We start from the raw sequence: 22,831 nt of genomic DNA, 5'->3' as shown, positions 1-22,831 counted from the left end.
GATTTACTTAATGGCAGAAAATTGCAGAAGATGACAAAAACAAAAGGGACTGCAAATTCTACAGTCCCTTCCTTATTTATGCTTGACTATGTCAATTATTAATCTTCCCGGCGCAAATGCGGGAACAAAATCACGTCACGGATATTAGGTGAGTCAGTAATCAACATCATCAAACGGTCTATGCCTATGCCACAACCGCCAGTCGGTGGCAGGCCATATTCCAGAGCGCGGATATAGTCAGCATCGTAGTACATGGCTTCTTCATCGCCTGCATCCTTGTTGGCAACCTGAGCCTGGAAGCGCGCTGCCTGGTCTTCTGCATCATTCAATTCAGAGAAACCATTGGCGATTTCACGACCTGTCATGAACAGCTCGAAACGCTCGGTAATGCCTGCAGCGGTGTCAGATGCGCGTGCCAGTGGCGAGACCTCGACAGGGTAATCGATGATGAAAGTCGGGTTCCACAATTGTGCTTCGGCGGTTTCTTCAAACAGGGCCAATTGCAATGCCCCCAGGCCTGCTGTGACAAAAGGCTTGACGCCAAACTTCAGCAATTCTGTCTTGATGAATGCGGCATCGTGCAGTTGTTCATCGGTATAACCTGGCGCGTATTTGTGAATGGCACCAACGATGGTCAGTCGCTCAAAAGGCTTGCTCAAATCCAGTTCTCGGCCCTGGTAAGTTAGTACCGCGGTGCCATGCGCATCTTCGGCAGCCTTGCGTATGACTTGCTCAGTGAAGTTCATGATCCATTTGTAATCCACGTAAGCGGCATAAAACTCCATCATCGTGAATTCCGGATTGTGGCGTGGTGATACACCTTCATTGCGGAAGTTGCGGTTGACCTCGAATACGCGATCAAAACCACCAACCACCAGACGCTTCAGATACAGCTCAGGTGCGATACGCAGATACATCTGCATGTCCAGCGCATTGTGATGCGTGATGAAAGGCTTGGCTGCTGCGCCGCCAGGTATCACATGCAACATCGGTGTTTCCACTTCCATGAAATCATTGCTGTTCATGAATGTGCGGATAGAATTCATGGCGGCCGTACGTGCCTTGAAAGTGCGGCGTGTATCTTCACTCATAATAAGATCGACATAACGCTGGCGGTATTTGGTTTCCTGATTGGCCAGGCCATGGAATTTGTCAGGCAAGGGGCGCAAGGATTTGGTCAGCATGCGCAAGGTCGTGACCTTGACTGTCAATTCGTCAGTTTTTGTTTTGAACAGTACTCCTTCTATGCCCAGGATATCGCCCAGATCATAGTGACGGAAGGCTTCCATCTCGGCTTCGCCGGTTTTGTCCGTGGTGACATACAACTGTATGCGGCCATCAGCCTTGATGCCGGATGCATCTTGCAGTGTCGCGAACGCTGCTTTTTTGCCAGCTTCACGTTTCAGCATCATGCGGCCAGCGACACTGACTTCAACATTCAGTGCTTCCAGTTCTTCGCGGCTCATTGCTCCGTATTTCTCTGCCAGTTCCGCTGCCTTGTGTTGTGGGCGGAAGTCATTTGGAAATGCTACGCCTTTGGAGCGGATGGCATCAAGTTTGGCGCGGCGTTCAGCGATGATGGAGTTTTCATCAACAGGCAATTCACCTGCTGTCGTGTTATTGATATCAGACATAATTTTCCCTAAGGGAGGGCAGGCATCTGGCCTGCGGGTTTTGATTCTTTAAGGCTGCGCAGGCGGTCGCCTGCGCACTGTACAAAATTAATTACACGCCTTGCTTTAAGGATGCCGCGATGAATTCATCCAGGTCACCATCCAGAATTGCTTTGGTGTTGCCTGATTCAAAATTCGTGCGTAAATCCTTAATGCGGGATTGATCCAGTACATAAGAGCGAATCTGGTGACCCCAGCCTACGTCGGTCTTGGAATCTTCCAGATTTTGTTTTTCACTCATGCGCTTGCGCAGCTCGAGTTCAAACAGTTTGGCCTTCAACATTTCCCATGCTTCAGCACGGTTCCTGTGCTGGCTGCGATCATTCTGGCATTGAACAACAATGCCAGAAGGGCCATGCGTCAAACGAACAGCAGAGTCAGTTTTATTAATATGCTGACCACCAGCACCAGAGGCGCGGTAAGTGTCGGTGCGCACATCTGCCGGGTTGATATCAATCTCAAAAGAGTCATCCACTTCAGGATAAACAAACAGGCTGGAGAAGGATGTGTGGCGACCATTGTTGGAGTCAAATGGTGACTTGCGGACCAGGCGGTGTACACCGGTTTCTGTACGCAAGAAGCCATAGGCGTATTCGCCTTCGACCTTCAAGGTGGCAGTCTTGATGCCAGCGATGTCGCCGTCAGACTGTTCCATGATTTCGACTTTGAAACCCTTGCGTTCGCAATAACGCAAATATTGACGCAGCAGCATGGATGCCCAATCCTGTGCTTCAGTACCACCAGCACCAGCCTGGATATCGATAAAGCAGTTGTTCGGGTCCATGGGGTTATTGAACATGCGGCGGAATTCCATGCCTTCAACCAGTTCACGCAGGCTCTGGGCATCAACTTCTATCGCTTCCAGGGTATCGTCGTCATTTTCTTCGCGCGCCATGGCGAACAGGTCGTTCGCGTCGCGCAGGCCGCTATCCGCTTTGACAAGCGTATTGACGACGTTTTCCAGGGATTTTTTTTCTTTGCCTAATTCCTGGGCGCGTTTGGGATCATTCCAGACGGCAGGGTCTTCCAGTTCGGCGTTGACTTGTTCCAGTTTCTCTGACTTGATATCGAAGTCAAAGATACCTCCGGAGTTCGGCTTCGCGGACTGTCAGGTCGGCGAGCAGGGCGGACAGGCTATTGAGGCGTTCAGCTTCCATGATTTTATACTTTTCTAATGCAATCAAACCTTGCATTATACCTTGCTGCAGGACGCTTGATGTAATTTGCTCACGTGGATATGTTTAAATGATATTAAATTCCGAATAAGCCCCGACAGATTTGTCAGGGTTTATTGATTACTTGCCAAAAGTGATCGTTAGTACAGCACGCTTATCGTTACCAGACAGAGTTGGTGACGGTAGGTTTCGACTCTCTGTGGCTTTCCATCCACTTTGCCAGATGGGTTTTGAAGCAGGATGGACAGATATGGTATTGCGTCTGGGTAGACTGACCGCCATGGGGGAAGGACTCTTCCTCTTCCAGTTGCAGGGTGGTGATGGACTTTTCATGCTCTTTGGTCGCCCAGTTCTCATCCCATTTGGATTCTGTACCACAGACATCACAGGTGAGCTTGTCGAAAACTTCTTCAGTATGCTCAAGTATTAATACTGTTTTCATGTGTTTCATACTTCCTCCCTGTGGTGTTGATGACCTGGATTTGGTGGCAAGTGACGATTTGATTCTACATCAGTGGCAGGACATAAAAAGGGCAAGCTTAAAAAAAAGCTGTGCTGACCGACGAGGTCAACACAGCTTCCATTTATTTCAGATTATTGTTGATTGTTAATTTGCTAGCGTCTGCCTGTCTTGCTGGTCGCAGCCTTAGGCTTTGCTGCCTTGTGCGCCAGCGCAGGCCGTGCAGAACTGGTGGCAGCAGGTTTGCCTGGTGTTGTTTTTGCATTTCCTGCAGATCGAGAATAAGACTTTTTGCCAAAAGTATCAATTTTTGGTGCTGCTACGCGTTTGCCATTGGCGACACCACTTTCATCGATGGTAATCGGGATGTGCGGTTGGCGCAGCGGGATCAGGTGCTTGGGCCCGCTACCTATCAAATCACGCCTGCCCATGCGTACCAGAGCTTCGTGGATGATTTCCCAGTTTTCCGGTGCGTGATAGCGCAGCAGCGCCTTGTGCAGTTTTCGTACCTTGCCTGAACGTGCCGTTTCCACTACTTCTGAATCTGCTGTGACTTTCTTCAGTGGATTCTTGCGGGTATGGTACATGGTGGTTGCCAGCGCCATAGGGGTAGGCATGAAGGTTTGCACCTGGTCCAGCTTGAAATCATTTTTCTTGAGCCAGACAGCCAGGTTCACCATGTCTTCATCGGTAGAACCTGGGTGAGCCGCGATAAAGTAAGGGATAAGATACTGTTCCTTGCCCGCTTCTTTTGAATACTTCTGGAACATAGCCTTGAACTCATCATAGCTGCCTATGCCGGGCTTCATCATCTTGGACAAAGTGTCAGCTTCAGTATGTTCAGGCGCGATCTTCAGTAGGCCGCCAACGTGATGGGTCACCAGTTCTTTTACATATTCAGGTGATCGCACCGCCAGGTCATAGCGCAACCCGGAACTGACTAATATCTTTTTGATGCCTGGCAGGGCGCGTGCCTTGCGGTAAATTGAGATCAACTTGCTGTGGTCAGTGCCCAGGTTTGAACAGATGCTTGGATAGACGCAGGACAGGCGGCGGCAGGATTCTTCTATCTTTTTGTCCTTGCAGGCCAGACGGTACATGTTGGCTGTTGGGCCGCCCAGATCAGAGATAGTGCCAGTAAAGCCTTTGACCTTGTCGCGGATTTCTTCTATCTCGCGCAAAATCGATGGCTCGGAGCGGCTTTGTATGATGCGGCCTTCATGCTCGGTAATGGAGCAGAAAGTACAGCCACCAAAGCAGCCACGCATGATATTCACCGAGAAACGTATCATCTCCCAGGCTGGTATGCGTGACTTGCCATAAGCAGGGTGGGGCGCACGTGCATAGGCGCGGTCATACACGCCATCCATCTCATCCATGGCCAGTGGCAGCGGTGGCGGGTTCAGCCAGACATCACGGTCGCCGTGGCCCTGCACCAGTGCCTTGGCATTGCCTGGATTTGCTTCCAGGTGGAATACGCGTGAGGCATGGGCATACAGGACAGCATCTTCCTTGACTTCATCAAAGGATGGCAGGCGTATGACCGATTTGTGTTGCTTGTTGCGCAGCATGAGCTGGCGCTCTTCACGACTCATGATGCGTATGGCTTGCAGTTGCACAACGTCAGCCTTGGTTTCTGCTTTGACTTCAGGCTTGGCTTGCGTAGAAACGGCAGCAGTGGCAGGTGCATCGCCCGTGGCGCATTTTGCTTCTTTCTCAGGCACCATGGCATACGGGTCGGTATGCGCTTCTATCTTGCCTGGCGTGTCAATTTTGACCGAGTTGATTTCCGTCCATTCTTCATCTGGTAGCCAACCTTTGGGTGTCATGAAGGCAGTACCACGCAAATCGCGGATATCCTTGATGGCTTCGCCCTGTGCCAGTCTATGCGTCAGATCAATGAGGGCGCGTTCGGCATTGCCAAACAGCAGGATGTCGGCTTTGGAATCTGGCAGAACTGAGCGTCTTACCTTGTCAGACCAGTAATCATAATGGGCTATGCGGCGCAAACTGGCTTCTATACTACCAGCGACGACATTGGCATCTGGATAAGCTTCGCGCGCGCGTTGGGCATAAACCACCAGGGCACGGTCCGGGCGCTTGGTGCGGTCACCATCTGGCGTATAAGCATCTTCAGAGCGTATCTTGCGGTCGGCAGTGTAGCGGTTCACCATGGAATCCATATTGCCGGCAGTGACACCAAAATACAGATTTGGTTTGCCCAGTGCACGGAAAGCATCGGCAGATTGCCAGTCCGGCTGGCTGATGATACCGACGCGGAAACCATGATGCTCGAGCAGACGGCCTATCAGGGCCATGCCAAAGCTGGGGTGGTCGATATAGGCATCGCCAGTGACGAGGATAACGTCGCAACTATCCCAGCCCAGCACATCCATTTCGGCGCGTGACATGGGGAGGAAAGGTGCAGTATTTTTCCCGCCAACTTCCGGGCGAAAACGGGGAAAAGAGAAAAGATTTTTAGGCTGAGCGTTCATTGACGGAATTGTACCGGAAAGCTGTTGGTTTTGCGCGGCAATAAGGAAATTCTTCTGAAAAATCAAAAGCTTGCATGCAAGTGCGATGATGTATTTGTTAATAATTTATTCTTGTGATCCTGGGCTTTGAGACGCATCAGGCGATTTTGTAGCATTGCCATGTTTGCTTTAAAGCTGCTCTGCCGCTATCTGACGTAGCGTGATTGATGTAAATTTTTTCGAATTTGTTTATCTTTTTGAGAGCTAATTCCATATTAGATATAGCTGTTTTCGCGTAAAATCGCGCCAATATCAATTTGGCAGGAGAAGTATATGAGTATCAAATCAGACAAGTGGATACGCCGCATGGCAGAGCAAACCGGCATGATAGAGCCGTTTGAGCCGGGCCAGGTGCGTGAACGTGATGGTAACCGCATCGTCAGCTATGGCACTTCCTCCTACGGTTACGATATACGTTGCGCCGACGAATTCAAGATTTTCACGAATATCAACAGCACCATTGTTGATCCAAAAAATTTCGATGAAAAATCCTTTGTTGATTTCAAGGGTGATGTTTGCATCATTCCTCCAAACTCATTCGCGTTGGCGCGCACGATGGAATATTTCCGTATTCCGCGCAGCGTACTGACTATCTGTCTCGGTAAATCCACTTATGCGCGTTGCGGCATCATCGTCAATGTCACGCCGTTCGAGCCTGAATGGGAAGGTTATGTGACGCTGGAATTCTCAAATACCACACCATTGCCAGCCAAGATTTATGCAGGTGAAGGTTGTGCTCAGGTCTTGTTCTTTGAGAGTGATGAAATTTGCGAAACATCCTACAAAGACCGCGGTGGTAAATATCAGGGACAAGTTGGCGTAACTTTACCGAAAACCTGAATTCAAGACTGAATACAATACTGATACAAGAAATTCATGCAGCCGGATTACGCAGCCATACTTCAGACTATTTTTGCTGAAGTTCAGCCTTTATTGTCTCAGGGGAAAGTCGCTTCCTATATCCCTGAGTTGTCCAAAGTGTCGGCCCAGCATTTTGGTATGGCTGTGTATTGCCTGGATGGCAGCACCTATAGTATTGGTGATAGCCAGCAAAAATTCTCATTGCAAAGTGTCACCAAGCTGTTTGCGCTGGCGCTGGCATTTTCTCGTGAGGGCGATGCGATCTGGGAACGGGTAGGGCGCGAGCCTTCCGGTAATCCTTTCAATTCCCTGGTGCAGCTGGAATACGAACGTGGCAAGCCACGTAATCCCTTCATTAATGCGGGTGCGCTGGTCATTGCTGATATTTTGTCGGCCCGCTTTGTGCAATCTGATATTGCGGTCCAGCAGTTTGCCCGTACCATTTCTGGCGAACCCACCATCGATTTTGATATGGCGGTCGCCCAGTCTGAGCGTCAGACAGCGCACCGCAATTATGCAATTGCCCATTTAATGAAAGATTTTGGCAATCTGCATAATCCCGTCAAAACCGTCATCGATAGCTATTGCCGCCAATGCTCGCTGACCATGACTTGTGCTGAATTGGCCAAGGCAGGCGGCTTCCTTGCCAATCATGGTACTGTGCCCTGGAGTGGGCAGCAAATCCTTGATGCCAGTTCATCCAAACGCCTGAATGCATTGATGCTGACTTGTGGCACTTATGATGCGGCAGGTGATTTTGCTTATCGTGTTGGTTTGCCAGCCAAGAGCGGTGTTGGTGGAGGTATTCTGGCACTGGTACCAGGTGAACTGGCTGTGGCCGTCTGGTCGCCGGGGCTGGATGCTACCGGTAATTCGCTGGCGGGCACCTATGCGCTGGAGCGATTTACTACGCTGACGGCCAGGTCCATATTCTGATTTCTAGTGGTTGCTACTGAGCTGCTAATGAGTTGCCACTACACGCCCTCAAGCGCGCAGCGGCCTATATTGCTTAAGTCAGGAAACCCAGATTACGGTTAGAAAAATTAGTGATATTCGGGAAAATATCATTGATCTGGCTCGTGCTCAGTCCAAACCAGTTTGCCAGTGTGGCGCCATACTGATCAACCGAGATTTGTGGCAGCAAGCTGCCTGAGCCTACATCCAGGCTATGCTTGAGACCTGTTACCGGGAAGTCACCATAAATATTGTTACCTTTGACCGCGCCACCAACGATGAAGTGGTGTGAGCCCCAGCCATGATCGGTGCCATCACCATTGCTGGTAAAGGTTCTGCCAAAATCTGATGCCGTGAACAGGGTCACCTGTTTGCGCATGTCAGTGCCCTGCAAATTACCCAGGACGCCATCAAAATAACTGATGGCATGAGCCAGTCTGGCCATCAGGTCTGCATGCGCCGTACGCTGGAAATCATGTGTATCGAACCCGCCCAGGCTGACAAAGAACACTTGTCGTTGCGCGCCCAGGGCGCTGCGTCCGGCGATGATCCTGGCGATCGTTTGCAATTGGGAAGCCAGTCCATTGTTGGCCAGATTGCCATTGTTCGGGTTGGTATATTGCGTCGGGTTGGGTACGCCAGTAGCGCCTGCAGGTGCCATTGCAGGGCTCAGCAGGCTTTGTGCATTGATGGAGCGATTGGTGACTGCCGCATGTTCTTTCTGGAACAAATTGGCAGAGTCCGATGAGATGATATTTTTCAGCGGGTTGCCAGCGGTACTGGAACCAAACAGGCTGCCAGTCAAGCCATTGATGGGCACAGCGCCAGATGCACTGACCTGATATTGATTGATGTTACGGCCAGCCAGGAACACTGCATTGCCTGACGTTGAGATGGCCGTAAATACGGGATAGGCATTGGAAGAGGCCAGCATGTCACCCATGCGCCCGCCCCAGCCATAAGCTGCACCTTCTGGTGCATAGGCTTGCCACAGGGATTGCTGGTCATTGTGGGAAAATAATTTCGGCGGCAGAGGTACGCTGCCAGCCTTGTACTGTGCCAGAGTGGTGGGCACAATCAATGGGCCGACATTGCTGAGTATTGCGGCACGGCCATTGTCAAACAGGCTTTTCAATGGCCCCAACTGTGGATGTAATGCGAAGCTGCGACCAGCCTGTGATGTGGTCGGGCTGATGGGCAAGACGCCGCCATTGCTGCCTACTGCGGGCAGGGCTATTGATCCCGCTTCGTTGGTGGTGCGTACGGTCGTGTATTGCGTCCATGACGTGCTGTCTGTTGCCAATACCGTATTGGCATGATCATTGGCACCATACAGGAACAGGCATACGAGTGCCTTGTAACCACCGGAAGAGGTTTGTGCCGCAGCGGAACCCATGGTTGCCAGATTGATGGCAAAGGGTAGACTGGCGCTGCCTGCAGCACCGGCAACACCAAGTGCAGTGGAGAAGCGCAAAAACTCGCGGCGCGAAGCGTTTAATTTAGTCATGATGGATCCCGTTCATTTTTGGACCAGATATTCAGGAGAGGCCATAGTCAGGAAAATTGACAAATAGACGCGATTCTTCTTCGCTGCATCCGCATTGGCTGTATTGTTGGTCGGTATCGTTACCGAATTAACAGCTGTCAAAATCTGGCTGCGCAAGTTGCTGCTCATCTGATTCGACATCAGCGTCAGGTTCAATTGATCCAGCAATTGGTCCGGCGTTGCCGCCAAATTGATGAGGCTGCTGTAATCCGCCTTGACGTCACGCGATGAACCGGTGCCGTTAGGAATTACATCGCGCATGAAGTTCAGATAGCCAACGACCGAGGTTTCACCCGTGATTTGCATTTCTGGCGATACCAGGCCTGCGCTGGCGATGCCTGAATTTGGTGGTACATAACCCGGACGGTAGAAATTGAATACCGTTGGTGAACGCATTGGCGTTTCTGATAATCCACTGAGCGGGTCATCCATGCTGGTCATCAAGAATCGGCCAGAAGTGGAACTCACATTGAATGCGCGCATCCAGTTCGCCAGACGTAATACCGGCTCTCTAAGTTTGCCAGTGTTGGCAAAGGCCAGGGTGGTGTCATTGCGCGCCTCATTGTCCAGCAAAATTGCTTTGATGACGGCACGCATATCACCTCTGGTACCCGAGCCATTGTTGTTGAAAGCTGCCGCAACCCTGGAAATATATTGCGGGCTAGGGTTGCTGGTGACCAGACGCTGTATCAACTGTTTGCCGATGAAAGGACCAACATTTGGATGATTGAACAGCGTGTCCAGCGCAGTTTTCAAACTCGCTTCGGGATTGGCTGGTGATTGCGCTGGAATCGTCACACCCAGGAAGGTCTTGGCCGAAACTGAATGGTATTTGGGGTAGCTTTGCATAGGCAACCAGTCACGGTTGGCGTCTGCATTACCGCCAAAGAAACGGTTGTCACTCTTGTCCGGGCCTGCCCAGCTCCATCCGGTGAATACCTTGGCAAGACCCTGTATATCTGTGCTGGAATAGGTCTCGACTGGTTTGCCACCGTTCATGACATAAGTACCGTCCTGATTTAACTGATACAGACCTATGGTGAAGAGCTGCATGACTTCACGCGCATAATTCTCGTCGGGAACCTGGGTGCCAGATTCTTTTTGATTGCGCAAGGAAGTCAGGTAATTGCCCATCATAGGATGCAGGCTGACAGATTCCAGTAAATTGCGGAAGTTGCCAAAGGCATTGGCCCCAAGCGTATCGTAATAGCCAGCAACACCACGCGGGTAGTTGGACACATTACTGTCCTGGAAGGACACCACGAATATTTGTGAGAGGGCAAAGGTGACCCGCTGTCTCAATTGGTCGTCGCCTTTGATTGCCTGCTGCCAGAATGATTCAAAGAAGTTATTCTGACTTAGATCACTCAAGCCATTGATGAAGCCAGCAGCTTGCGCATCCATATAACTGCGGTGCAATTTCTGTGGCATGGACAGTTGTTTGTCTATCCAGGCACTATAGCTGCTGTTAGTCAGGTTATTGATGTCAGAATTGTTCGCACCAAAACTGGCCTGCGCCAGGAAGCGTGAAGCCTGGGCTGGAGTAGGCGCATTGGCAGTATTGGTTGACTGAAAGCCCACCAGAGCTTGTATCATGCCATTGGCAATACTGGAATCTGTAGGCGTGATTGTAGATGCCAGCGCCATGCCCTTGGTGATGGAATCTGCTTTGCTTATATAGGTGAAACCCTGCTGAATCGCAAAATTTTTGGCAACACTGATTTTGTTGTCGAGCAGGGTACTGACCCAGCCATTGACTGCGTCACCCGCATAACCATGGGCAGCAATCAGCATGGAGCGCACGACTATGCCGCGCGTCACAGTGCCATTGGCGAGGCTGCTTGTCCAGTAATCCAGCCCGGCCTTGTCTGGTGGCGAGCGACTCAATACATTGCGGTAAACATTGGTGACAAAATCGACATTGTTGGCGTCTGGTGCATAACCAGTCAGTGCCGCATCTTGTATGGCTGCAATGTAAAATGAATCACCAATTTTTTCTATCGACATGCCATTCTTGAATTGGGTAACCCAGTAGGCCAGGCCATTCGCATCAGGAATGCGGTTGAAATAGGAGATATACAACTCAATGATGTTATTCAGGTCAGTTGCGGCAATGCTGGAAGACAGGCTGGCAATCTGCAGATTGATTGAGACATCTTTAAATATCAGTTGCTGAATGCTGGAATTGACATCGGTCGTGCCATCTGTGCCAATATTGTCTTTGACTGAATAACCAGTGCTGGTCTGGGTAATCGCATAATTTGAACGGTTACCACCAAAACTGATGGTAGTACTGGTGACCACTGGTGCGGGCGCAAACAGGCGCTCCAGTACTGTAGGAGGGGCCGGCGTAACCTCGCCAGAAGATGTGCTGGCTTTTTGATCGCCACCACACGAGCTCAATGCAAAAACGGATAAAACAAGCAAACAATGCTTGACGGTGTTAAGCCTGAATAGCGGCATGGTCACTCCTGAAAGTTCATTCCCAGACAATTCCATTTGGGAAAGCCAATTTTAATCCATGCCCTAAAATCACAACGCCAAAAAGTGTAACAAATCAGTGAAGCAACACATAAACGCCCACCAAAGGTAAGCAAATGTAATTGTTATGGTATTAATTTCTTAACTGTAGATTTTGCGTCTATATTCAAATGCAAGTTAATGAAATTAATAATAATCCCTTAGTCCATCTCGGCCAGTGTTTGATGAACAAACGCTGACAGGATGAGTTTGGATTGGGCAGAAACATCGACGAATTCAAATCCGTGCCTGTATTCCAGACCGTTTTCAGTAGGTGCCTGCGAACGCAATATTACATTCAGACTCAGGTATTCATCGTTACCCGCCGCACTGACTTTGAATTTAATGGTACCTACATCTCCCTTTTTGCCGACCACTTTTTTCATCACGCCGGAAGCACCGCCCATACTCAGGTCACCCAGAGTAGCTGCTGCGGTTTGCTCGGGATCACCGATCGTGACGGACGCAATGATTTTGACATTGGCACGCGAACCCTGGCGTATGGTGGTGCAACGGACTTGCTTGGGATAAGAGATATGCAGGTAAGGGTGGGGCGAATATACGGATTTGATGGCCGATGCGGTGAACGCATAGGCTTTTTTACCTGGGAACGCCCGGACTATAAAGGTTTGTCCGTCACGAATAATGACGGCCTTGCCATCAATGGCCGGCGCTGTCACCATGATGGACATATTTTTGACAAAGCCGATCAACTTCACTGTGTAGCGCACAGCGGTATGGTCGTGGACTTGCAGATACAGGGTTTCGCCCACGTTCCAGCGTACGCTGTCCAACTCCATCAGCGTATCTTTGTGCGCGTCTTGCGGAGCAGGACTGGAACCAGGTGCTGAAGATTGAGATGAAACTGGTTTGGAAATGGGCGTGAGTTTTGAGGGGATAGTGTCCCACATGGCATCTGGATTGCAGTACCCATGTTCAAGCAGGCCTTCCAGTTGATGCTGACTTTCAATTTTGACACCAGACGCCATCAACAGATGGCCTTGCTCGTCATAGATAGGCCATGGCGCAGTCTGACCTACGCTGATTTCCGTATGCTTGATCGGCATTAGTCCTGTTGCACCACCCATTTACTGTATCCATAGTCTTGATTATCAATCTGATTGTATATCGAAAATTGGAGCAAATTAAGCGTCTTGTTGTGCCTTTGTATAATAAAAAGCACTTATTGCCAGGGAATGGCAATAAGTGCTCTGTAAGGACTAAAGACTAAGGTTTTTTGATGATGCCTTATTTACCGCTTTCTGCTGTGGATTTGACGCAATCTACAAAATAGCCACGTTTGCCATCGATTTCTGCTTTGACCAGACCATGGCAATCAGTTTCAAAGCCAGGGAATTTTTCATTGAAATCACGCACGAAACGCAAGTAATCAACAATAGTCTGATTGAAGCGTTCGCCAGGAATCAACAATGGAATACCTGGAGGATAAGGCGTCAACAGAATTGCCGTGACGCGGCCTTCGAGTTCATCTATCGATACTCGCTCAGTTTCACGGTGCGCCATCATGGCAAAGGCGTCAGATGGTTTCATCGCTGGTTGCATGTCAGACAAATACATCTCTGTCGTCAGACGTGCAACGTCATGACCTTTGTAGGCTTCATGTATGCCCTGGCACAGGTCTTTCAGGCCCACGCCTTCATAGCGTGGGTTGGCGGCTGCAAACTCGGGCAAAATGCGCCACATAGGCTGATTCTTGTCGTAATCGTCCTTGAATTGTTGCAAGGCTGTCAGCAAAGTGTTCCAGCGGCCTTTGGTAATGCCGATAGTGAACATGATGAAGAATGAGTACAGACCGCATTTTTCAACGATAACGCCATGCTCAGCCAGGTATTTGGTAACGATAGAGGCAGGAATGCCTGTTTCACCAAATTTGCCTTCCAGTGACAGGCCAGGTGTGACGATAGTCGCTTTGATCGGGTCGAGCATATTGAAGCCTGGTGCCAGTTTGCCAAAGCCATGCCAGTCATCTTCAGCACGTATCATCCAGTCTTCGCGCGAACCTATGCCATCTGCTGCGAATTCTTCCGGCCCCCAGACCTGGAACCACCAGTCTTTGCCCCATTCCTGATCTACCTTGCGCATGGCGCGGCGGAAGTCCAGTGCTTCGAGGATGGATTCTTCTACCAGTGCCGTGCCGCCAGGTGCTTCCATCATGGCTGCTGCGATATCGCAAGATGCAATAATCGAATACTGAGGCGATGTCGAAGTATGCATCAGATAGGCTTCGTTGAAGCTGTCGCGGTCCAGTTTGCGTGTTTCGGATTCACGTACCAGAATTTGTGATGCCTGTGAAATGCCAGCCAGCAGTTTATGCGTGGACTGAGTCGAGAAAATCATCGATTTTTTGGCACGTGGCCTGTCCTTGCCGATGGCGTGCATGTCTTTATAAAAGTCATGGAAAGTCGCATGTGGCAACCAGGCTTCGTCAAAGTGCAGGGTGTCGATCTCACCATCCAGCAAGTCTTTCAATACTTCGACGTTGTACAGCACGCCGTCGTAAGTCGATTGCGTGATGGTCAGGATACGTGGTTTCTTGTTTTTGGCTTCGCGGGCAAAAGGATTGGCTTCTATCTTCTTCTGTATGCTTTCCATGCTGAATTCTTCCAGCGGGATAGGGCCGATGATACCAAGGTGATTCCTTGTAGGCATCAGGAAAACCGGTATCGCACCACACATGATGATGGAATGCAGGATGGATTTATGGCAGTTACGATCGACCACGACGATATCGCCAGGTGCAACCGTGGAATGCCAGACCATTTTGTTGGATGTCGAGGTGCCATTGGTCACGAAGTAGCAATGATCTGCATTGAAAATGCGTGCGGCATTGCGTTCGGACGCGGCGACCGGACCGGTATGATCAAGCAATTGCCCCAGCTCTTCTACGGCATTACACACGTCGGCACGCAACATGTTTTCACCAAAGAACTGGTGGAACATCTGGCCTATCGGTGACTTAAGGAAAGCCACGCCGCCTGAGTGACCCGGGCAATGCCAGGAGTAGGAACCATCATTGGCATAATGCACCAGCGCGCGGAAAAACGGCGGTGCCAGGCCATCCAGGTAAGAACGTGCTTCACGGATGATATGACGTGCCACGAACTCTGGCGTATCTTCAAACATGTGAATGAAACCGTGCAATTCGCGCAGGATATCATTCGGGATATGGCGGGAAGTGCGGGTTTCACCGTACAGGTAAATTGGGATGTCCGCATTCTTGTAGCGAATTTCTTCTACGAAGGCACGCAGGGACTTCAACGCGTAATCTGTTTCTTCATCGGTGCCGTCACCGAACTCTTCATCGTCAATCGACAGGATGAAGGCCGACGCACGCGATTGTTGCTGGGCAAACTGGGATAAGTCACCATAGCTGGTCACACCCAGTACTTCCATGCCTTCGGTTTCTATTGCGTCAGCAAGCGCGCGTATGCCAAGGCCAGAAGTGTTTTCAGAACGGAAGTCTTCGTCGATGATGACGATGGGGAAGCGGAATTTCATGGAGGTCTCCAAAAAAGCTTGTTACAAGGGAGACGCCTGGGCAAGTTAAATCAACCGCTTGCGCGCCGAAAATTCAAAGAAGCGAATTCTCTCAGATATGTGGGGGCTGATGTGAAAAAATCGCTGTTTTTGGTTGGAAAATGCAAAATTTCATCTGATTGTCATCAAAGCAGTTGTTGTGCCGTATCTTGCATTGTGAAACACGTTTCAGGATGAATTTTATTCAATAAATCCTCAGTTCGACCTGCTTACTCAGTCAAGCAAAAGTAAAAAAGAGTGCTCATATAAGCACTCTTTTGTCCTGGCAAGAATTGCTAAGATAATTGTCAGAAGCGATAACTTGCGGCAGAAAAGATTGTGACGGGATTTTTTTGGAAGACAAACGGGCTTCTGCCGGCATCACCATTCAGGTGGCTGATGGATGCACCGGTTGTCAATGACCAGTTGCTATCAATATTCCAATGCCAACTGGCACCCAGTTTGATATCTGAAATGCCTGACGATGGGGTGTACTGCGCATAACCACTAGCTACAGATTGCGCAGCAGTCACGCCATAGTAAGACTGCATATAGGCAGAATTAACCCAGTTTGCCCCTATGCTGGCAGACAATCTATGTTGTGGACTCAATAAAGTAGTGGCGCGCGCGCCAAAGCTGACTTGTACCCCATTGTGATCCAGGCCAGAACCATAGCGTACGGACGAGGCCAGAGAGAAATTTTGATCCAGATTGAAATTCAGGAATGCACCTGGTTCAATGGCAGTGTTGACGTCGCCCAGGCCATGCAGCTTGCCGGAGCGCGATTCATCACGGGCAGCTTCCAGAGACATGCGCAAACCATATTGCAGGCTTGCATCCTTGGAGAAATTATAGCCCAGGCCATTCACAGCACTGAAGAAAGCACCGTTTTTCCATTGTGCATCAAACATGGGATAAGCAGCCAGACGGCGCTCATCGGAGCCTGTATATTTGGGCATACTTAGCGCAACAGCACCCAGAGAGAAATTCACATCCTTGGGCAGGTAGCTAGTGGGAACCAGTTGCACAAATTGCGAGGTCTGTGCTCCTGCTGAGCACGCTATCGCCAATAATGTGATACCCAGTATTTTTTTCATTATTTTTTTCTCATTCTATTTTATTTGTGCAGCCAGGCGAGCCCCGCCAATACAACACCAACGCCAGCTACACCATAGGAAGCATATTGCAGCCATTTTTTCTTCGTCAGCAAGGTAATTGCTGCCAGCGAAATGGCAATTTGCACTGCAGTCATGGCCTGCGCCCAGCGATGATGTTGATGCAGCGCTTCCTCAGATTTTTTTTCCCAAGCTTTGCTTTCTTCTTCCAATGCTTCTGCTTTTTTCTTGATTTCTTCTTTTTCTAGCTTGTAACGCTCTACTTCTGCCTTGTATTTTGCAGTATCAGCGCCAGGAATAACCATTGCCAATTCCGCCAGGTTTTGCTTGCTCGATTTTGACTGATAAAAATTCCATTGGTTCGATGCTTCTGTCTTTTTAATGGCTGAATCATTCTTGTGCATGGCTGCATCATTTTGTGTCGCACCACCTTCATAACCAAACAAAGCACCTACAGTTGCCATAATGGCAGTCATTACTGCAATTTTGCTAGCGAAATCGTCATTGCTGTGAGCCGCATGTTCCAATTCATGGTCATGTGGTCCGTGTACGTGAAAACCGTGTCCTGACATAGTAATCCTAAATCTTTTTATAAGTGACAAATGCAAAATGTAAATTACTTGCTTCGGAGTAATGTTTTTCTCTTCCTGTCTCTTTCCATAGTAGTGGATCGATGGCAGGGAAAAAAGCATCACATGCAAATTCCTGTTGTATCTCAGTCACGATCAGTTCATTGGCCAGATCCAGGCTTTGCTGATAAATCTCGGCACCGCCAATAATGTAGGCCAGATCATCATTCAGCAAAGCGTGGGCGGCATCAAGTGATGCCGCAGTTTCTACGCCCGCATGCTGCCAGTCATGATTACGCGTGACTACAATATTGCGCCTGTTTGGCAACGCCCGACCTATGGATTCAAAGGTTTTCCTGCCCATGATAATGGCGTGACCAGTGGTGGTCCGCTTAAAGTGGGCAAGATCCTCAGGCAAATGCCAGGGCAGCTTATTATCTATGCCTATGCCCAGTCTGGAGTCGGTTGCAACAATAATACTTAAAGATGACATGCTCATGAATCCAGAGTTTAAACAGCAACAGGTGCTTTGATTGCAGAGTGGAATTGGTAATTGGCAAACTCAAAATCCTCAAACTGATAATCAAAGATGGATTCAGGTTTGCGTTTGATAATCAATTGACCCAATGGCAAAGTGCTACGTGATAATTGTTCGTTAACTTGGTCCATGTGATTGGAATACAAGTGGCAGTCACCACCGGTCCAGATAAAATCACCAACTTCCAGACCTGTTTGTTGCGCCACCATATGGGTCAACAAGGCATAGGATGCGATATTGAAAGGCACACCCAGAAAGATATCGGCACTGCGCTGATACAACTGGCAAGATAATTTGCCGTCAGCGACGTAGAACTGGAACATCATGTGACATGGTGGCAGCTTCATTTGCGGGATGTCAGCAACATTCCAGGCAGAGACGATAAGTCGGCGTGAGTCAGGATTATTGCGTATCTGTTCTATGACTTGCTTGATCTGGTCTATGTGTTCGCCGGACGGTGTAGGCCAGTTGCGCCATTGTGAACCATAAACCGGACCAAGATCACCATTGGTATCTGCCCATTCATTCCAGATAGAGACGCCATTGTCTGTCAGGTATTTGATATTGGTGGAGCCTGCCAGAAACCAGATCAGTTCATGCACGATAGACTTCAGGTGCAGCTTCTTGGTGGTTACCAATGGAAAGCCCTTGCTCAGGTCAAAGCGCATCTGATAGCCAAAGACTGACACTGTGCCAGTGCCGGTTCTGTCCGTTTTTTGGGTGCCGTGTTCTTTCACATGGCGCATGAAGTCAAGGTATTGGTGCATGGTGCTTAATAAATTGCTATGTTAGTTGCTATCTTATCTAAGGCGGCAGTATACCTTAGGGCAGGAAAAAACACTTGGAGATTGTAGAGAGACTGACTCAGTTGAGGCAATGAGCCAGCTTTTTGAGATCCGGTCTAATTGGTTTAGCGTTTGCTCAACAGGGGGTTGCTGGATTCCGGTTCGCCGGGTGCTACCAGCGGCAATTTGATTTCAAACCGGGTGCCCTGATCGACTATGCTGCTTGCATGGATAGTGCCGCCGAGTACATTGGAGATGATGTTGAAAGTAATACTCAGACCCAGGCCGCTGCCACCCTGACCAAACTTGGTGGTAAAGAAGGGTTCGAATATTCTGTTAATGATTTCTGCTGAGATACCCTTGCCATTGTCTTCAAAAATAATAATGACGTGGTCACCCTGTTGCGTCGCAGTGCAGCGCATATGACCTTCTTCACGTCCTTCGAGACCATGAGCGACTGCATTATTGACCAGATTGGTGAACACTTGACCTAACAAACCTGGGTAGCTGTCTAGCTGTATTTCACCAGGAATATCAAGTTCCAGCGTGAAAGGAGTTTTGCGCAAGCTCGAGTGCAGCAGGGCAGTGAGTTCTTGCAGCATGACCAGCAGGGCAAATTGCCGGCGCTGGGCGCTGGACTGATCAACGGCTACCTGTTTGAAGTCACCAACCAGATGGGCAGACTGTTGCAATCCTCGTAATAGCAATTTGGTGGAATCTACAGCTGTGGTTGCATAGCGTGTCAGGTCAGAACGCTTCATTTTGCCTTCTTCGACCATTCTGACCAGGTTGCGGGTTTCTTCTTCAAGGGTGCTAGCAACCAGCAGGCAATTGCCCAGCGGGGTATTTAATTCATGTGCTACGCCTGCCACCATAGAGCCCAGTGCTGCCATGCGTTCTACCCTTGCCAGTTCTGCCTGCGCTGAATTCACATTATTCAGGGCGGCTTCCAGGTTCTGGTTGACTGTTTCCAGTTCCTGAGTGCGCTGACGGACCTTGGATTCCAGTGTGCCTGAGTATTCAAGCAATTGTTGATTCTTGATTTCCAGTTCACCAAATGATCTTTGCAAAGCCTGGCGGGTGGCTTCGAGACTGGTTGCCAGGTGACCCAGTTCATCTTCGCGGTTCAGGGCAATAGGGTCATTCAGTTCGCCATTTGCCAGTCTGTCCGACTCGCCCATCAGTATTCTTACTGGTTGTACCAGACGCCATTGCAATACCACCAGGATAAATATAATAGCCAGTATCAGCGAAAGCACAGCGGTCGTGACATAACGACGGAAGTCGGATGCCAGACTCTCTTGCAGCAGGTCTTCTGCCAGTGTCAGCCTGACCTGGCCTATCACCTGACCACCGTGCTTGATTTCCCTGACCATGCTGGTGAACGGTCCTTTTTGAGTTTGCTTGCGGGTATCGTTCTTGATGAATTCTTTGCGGTCGGGCAGGGTAATCACTTCTATGGTTGCCACCCTGGGATCGGAATACACCACTTCGCTGGAGATATTGGCAATCTCGGGCGTGATCTGCCACAGGGGTTCGCTCAGGATAACGGAGAGAATTTCGACCAGGCGATTGTGATCTTCGGCATTCCTGAGCTGTGCCGCAGTTTCTATGGTGTGCAGGTGATAAGGGATGAGGATGGCAGCCGGGACGGTTAATCCGAATACAACAGCCAGAATAATCGCCAGTCTTAGCGTGATTCGGCGGCGTAGTGCGGATAAAAGATGTCGAAACTGCATTGCGAGGTCCTTGTGCAACACTTCCCGGAAGATATAGTCAGACGGAACATCATACATTTCCACCAGACATTCATATACAGATCAGGCATGGACAACCATGCTTGATGATCGCACAAACAATTTTAAAATACTAAAAGGTTTTTTGCGTTTCGGCAAGATATGATTCTTGAGTGCTTACTCAGTGTGTTCAATTGTCCAAAAAAGGACAAATTGTTGCGCAAGAGTTGTATCTAAGATATGTAAATTACGAAAGCAGAAGAAAAGGTTATTTGCTTTCTTCTACCCATGCCATCTGTATTGCTTCCAATACTTTTTCACCCCCTCGCGTGTGGTCATCATCAAACTCTCCCAGATCGACGATCCAGTTGTGCAGGTCAGTGAATCGTACTGTCAGTGGATCAATATCAGGGAATTTATCGTAGAGTGCTTCGGCGATTCTGAAGGTATCAGTCCATTTCATGATGTGCTCCACTTCTGACTATGCCAACGACGGGGGAAATCAGTATTAGTGATTTTCGCGTGCGTGATTGATGGTGTATTTAGGAATTTCTATGGTGATGTCCTGTTTGCCCAGTTTGACCTGGCAAGAAAGGCGTGAAGTTGCTTCCAGACCCCAGGCGGCGTCCAGCAAATCTTCTTCATCGTCAGTAGATTCATTCAAGGAATTAAAACCTTCGCGCACGACAACGTGGCAAGTGGTGCAGGCACAAGACATTTCGCAGGCATGCTCGATTTCGACATCACTTTCGACCAAAGCCTCGCACAGCGATTTGCCTTCTGGTGCATCAATGACTGTTCCTTCTGGGCAAAGCTGAGGGTGGGGCAAGACAATAATTTGTGGCATGTTGTTCTCGTAATCTGGCTATTTCAATATATATGGGCGCTGTCTGTAACGATGTCTGATGTTGCTCAGACAATCTCGTCGAGTTTTTTTCCGGCCAGTGCACTGCGCACGCTTTGGTCCATGCGGCGGGCGGCAAATTCTTCCGTCCCATCAGCGAGTGCGGTTATCGCATCATGCAGTAGCTGATGGTCTTTGCCATTTTTGAGGCTGGCGACCTGGTCCATCAACATCTTGATTTGTGTTTGCTCGGCGTCGCTGAGTAATTGGGCGTCGCCATTTAGGGCCGACTGGGTTGCCAATAAAATACGTTCGGCTTCGACGACTTCTTCACGCAATGCGCGTTCTTGCATATCGGCATCTGCCGAGGTGAACGAGTCTTGCAGCATGCGTGTAATCTCATCATCGGCCAGGCCATATGATGGTTTGACAGTGATCGCTGCTTCCACACCAGAGCGCAGTTCGCGTGCTGAAACTGAAAGCAAACCATCAGCATCGACCTGGTAAGTAATGCGTATACGCGCAGCACCTGCAGCCATGGGAGGGATGCCACGCAACTCAAAGCGTGCCAGTGAGCGGCATTCGCTGACCAGTTCACGTTCGCCCTGCACAACATGAATGGCCATGGCAGTTTGTCCATCCTTGAAAGTGGTGAATTCTTGCGCGCGTGCGCAGGGGATGGTGGAATTGCGCGGGATGACTTTTTCAGCCAGACCACCCATGGTTTCCACACCCAATGACAGAGGAATCACATCCAGCAGCAGCCAGTCATCACCAGGGGCACGATTGCCCGCCAGCAGGTTGGCTTGTATTGCAGCACCCAGAGCTACCACTTTGTCGGGATCAATATTGGCCAGTGGCGTGGTCTGGAAGAATTCACCAACAGCCTTGCGTACATGCGGCATGCGCGTAGCGCCGCCTACCAGTACCACACCATCGATATCATCTACAGTGAGGCCAGCATCGCGCAGGGCTTTGCGGCAAGGCGTCGTGGTTTTTACCACCAGGTTTTGCGTCATCTCGGCAAATGCTGCTGCACTGATTTGCAAGTGCACGGACTCACCAGAATTGAGTTTGGCATCAATAAAAGTGCTGGGCTTGCTGGATAATATTTCCTTGGCTTCGCGCGCTTTGATCATCAGTGCACTGGTATCTTCATCAGACAAGGGCGGTAATTTGGATTCTTGCAAGATCCAGCAAAACAGTCGGTGATCAAAATCATCGCCACCGAGGGCAGAGTCGCCGCCGGTAGACAATACTTCAAATACACCCTTGCTCATTTTTAAGATGGAAATATCAAAGGTACCGCCACCAAGATCATAGACGGCATAGATGCCTTCTGAAGAATTGTCCAGGCCGTAGGCAATTGCCGCGGCGGTAGGCTCATTCAATAAGCGCAAGACGTTCAGGCCAGCCAGTTTGGCGGCATCCTTGGTTGCTTGTCTTTGTGCATCATCAAAATAGGCAGGGACGGTAATGACGGCGCCAACCAGGTCATCGCCCAGCGCGTCTTCTGCCTGCTGCCGCAGGGTTGCCAGAATTTGCGCCGACACTTCTACTGGGCTCTTGATGCCGGCCACAGTCTTGATCTGCACCATGCCAGGTTCATCATGAAAATCATAGGGCAGGTTTTCAGCGTAAGCGATGTCTTTCAAGCCGCGACCCATGAAGCGCTTGACTGAGGCTATGGTATTCCTGGGGTCATTGCTTTGTTCTGCCTGTGCCTTGAAACCTATATGCGCATGACCATTCGGCAGATAGCGCACTACTGAAGGCAGCAGCGGGCGACCCTCTTCATCGTTCAGCACTTCAGGGATACTATTGCGTACGGTTGCAACCAGAGAGTTGGTGGTGCCCAGATCTATGCCTACTGCCAACCTGTGCTGGTGTGGAGCTGTGGACATGCCAGGTTCAGAAATCTGCAGTAATGCCATGATGAGGTGGGATGACTTGACATCCAAAAAAGGGCAAATCAGCAGTGACA

18 protein-coding genes are annotated in these 22,831 nt (G+C 49.7%); 2 read left to right on the top strand and 16 right to left on the bottom strand.

All coding sequences use genetic code 11. The features are described 5' to 3' along the window. Positions 1–98 precede the first annotated feature (98 nt). The 4 genes from lysS to ACO0LI_RS08970 form a co-directional block, all read right to left on the bottom strand. Positions 99–1,634 (bottom strand): lysine--tRNA ligase, encoded by a 1,536-nt coding sequence (gene lysS, locus ACO0LI_RS08985; RefSeq protein ID WP_423032318.1) that lies wholly within the window; start codon positions 1,632–1,634, stop codon positions 99–101. Between the two features lie 91 nt (positions 1,635–1,725). After that, positions 1,726–2,830 (bottom strand): peptide chain release factor 2 gene (gene prfB / locus ACO0LI_RS08980; protein WP_186951525.1). Its coding sequence is split into 2 segments (ribosomal slippage): positions 1,726–2,748 and positions 2,750–2,830, totalling 1,104 coding nucleotides; the frame shifts between segments, so codons are not numbered across the junction. 178 nt (positions 2,831–3,008) lie between these two features. After that, positions 3,009–3,299, bottom strand: a complete 291-nt coding sequence (locus ACO0LI_RS08975; protein ID WP_423032317.1) for a hypothetical protein — start codon at positions 3,297–3,299, stop codon at positions 3,009–3,011. Between the two features lie 164 nt (positions 3,300–3,463). Continuing rightward, on the bottom strand, positions 3,464–5,803 hold the full coding sequence (locus ACO0LI_RS08970) for a YgiQ family radical SAM protein (protein WP_423032316.1): 2,340 nt from the start codon (positions 5,801–5,803) through the stop codon (positions 3,464–3,466). 312 nt (positions 5,804–6,115) lie between these two features. Between ACO0LI_RS08970 and dcd the strand changes: the two genes are divergently transcribed. Further along, positions 6,116–6,682, top strand: coding sequence for a dCTP deaminase (gene dcd, locus ACO0LI_RS08965; protein ID WP_422952639.1), 567 nt, complete (start codon positions 6,116–6,118; stop codon positions 6,680–6,682). Between the two features lie 36 nt (positions 6,683–6,718). Continuing rightward, positions 6,719–7,639, top strand: coding sequence for a glutaminase (locus ACO0LI_RS08960; protein ID WP_422952638.1), 921 nt, complete (start codon positions 6,719–6,721; stop codon positions 7,637–7,639). A gap of 73 nt (positions 7,640–7,712) precedes the next feature. Here the strand turns inward: ACO0LI_RS08960 and ACO0LI_RS08955 are convergent, their stop codons facing one another. The 12 genes from ACO0LI_RS08955 to hscA form a co-directional block, all read right to left on the bottom strand. Next, a complete protein-coding gene (locus ACO0LI_RS08955) occupies positions 7,713–9,164 on the bottom strand; it encodes a DUF1501 domain-containing protein (RefSeq protein ID WP_422952637.1) in 1,452 nt (483 codons plus the stop codon). Between the two features lie 12 nt (positions 9,165–9,176). Further along, a complete protein-coding gene (locus ACO0LI_RS08950) occupies positions 9,177–11,666 on the bottom strand; it encodes a DUF1800 family protein (RefSeq protein ID WP_423032315.1) in 2,490 nt (829 codons plus the stop codon). A gap of 218 nt (positions 11,667–11,884) precedes the next feature. Continuing rightward, a complete protein-coding gene (locus tag ACO0LI_RS08945; protein ID WP_422952635.1) occupies positions 11,885–12,790 on the bottom strand; it encodes a flagellar brake protein in 906 nt (301 codons plus the stop codon). A 181-nt stretch (positions 12,791–12,971) separates the two neighbouring features. Then, positions 12,972–15,242 (bottom strand): Orn/Lys/Arg decarboxylase N-terminal domain-containing protein, encoded by a 2,271-nt coding sequence (locus ACO0LI_RS08940; protein WP_422952634.1) that lies wholly within the window; start codon positions 15,240–15,242, stop codon positions 12,972–12,974. Between the two features lie 326 nt (positions 15,243–15,568). After that, a complete protein-coding gene (locus ACO0LI_RS08935) occupies positions 15,569–16,357 on the bottom strand; it encodes a MipA/OmpV family protein (protein WP_422952633.1) in 789 nt (262 codons plus the stop codon). Between the two features lie 20 nt (positions 16,358–16,377). Further along, entirely contained in the window at positions 16,378–16,947 is a 570-nt protein-coding gene (locus tag ACO0LI_RS08930) for a DUF4337 domain-containing protein (RefSeq protein WP_422952703.1), read from the bottom strand. Positions 16,948–16,954: 7 nt separating this feature from the next. Then, the gene (locus ACO0LI_RS08925; RefSeq protein ID WP_423032314.1) at positions 16,955–17,437 is read right to left on the bottom strand and encodes a dihydrofolate reductase; all 483 of its coding nucleotides are present in this window, start codon (positions 17,435–17,437) and stop codon (positions 16,955–16,957) included. A gap of 17 nt (positions 17,438–17,454) precedes the next feature. Further along, the gene (locus ACO0LI_RS08920; protein WP_422952631.1) at positions 17,455–18,249 is read right to left on the bottom strand and encodes a thymidylate synthase; all 795 of its coding nucleotides are present in this window, start codon (positions 18,247–18,249) and stop codon (positions 17,455–17,457) included. Positions 18,250–18,392: 143 nt separating this feature from the next. Beyond that, positions 18,393–20,006 (bottom strand): sensor histidine kinase, encoded by a 1,614-nt coding sequence (locus tag ACO0LI_RS08915; RefSeq protein WP_422952630.1) that lies wholly within the window; start codon positions 20,004–20,006, stop codon positions 18,393–18,395. Between the two features lie 265 nt (positions 20,007–20,271). Then, on the bottom strand, positions 20,272–20,466 hold the full coding sequence (iscX, locus tag ACO0LI_RS08910; protein WP_422952629.1) for a Fe-S cluster assembly protein IscX: 195 nt from the start codon (positions 20,464–20,466) through the stop codon (positions 20,272–20,274). Positions 20,467–20,511: 45 nt separating this feature from the next. Next, positions 20,512–20,850 carry an ISC system 2Fe-2S type ferredoxin gene (gene fdx, locus ACO0LI_RS08905; RefSeq protein WP_422952628.1) on the bottom strand — a complete coding sequence of 113 codons (339 nt, stop codon included), beginning with the start codon at positions 20,848–20,850 and terminating at the stop codon, positions 20,512–20,514. Positions 20,851–20,915: 65 nt separating this feature from the next. Continuing rightward, positions 20,916–22,781: a Fe-S protein assembly chaperone HscA gene (gene hscA / locus ACO0LI_RS08900; RefSeq protein WP_422952627.1), complete on the bottom strand. Its 1,866-nt coding sequence runs from the start codon at positions 22,779–22,781 to the stop codon at positions 20,916–20,918. Between the last annotated feature and the right edge of the window lie 50 nt (positions 22,782–22,831).

Origin of the sequence: Undibacterium sp. Tian12W, from assembly GCF_049339405.1 — a bacterium.
Taxonomy (GTDB): Bacteria; Pseudomonadota; Gammaproteobacteria; order Burkholderiales; family Burkholderiaceae_D; genus Undibacterium.
Note: the sequence above shows the minus strand (reverse complement) of the source record. Positions and strands in the feature narration are given on the sequence as shown.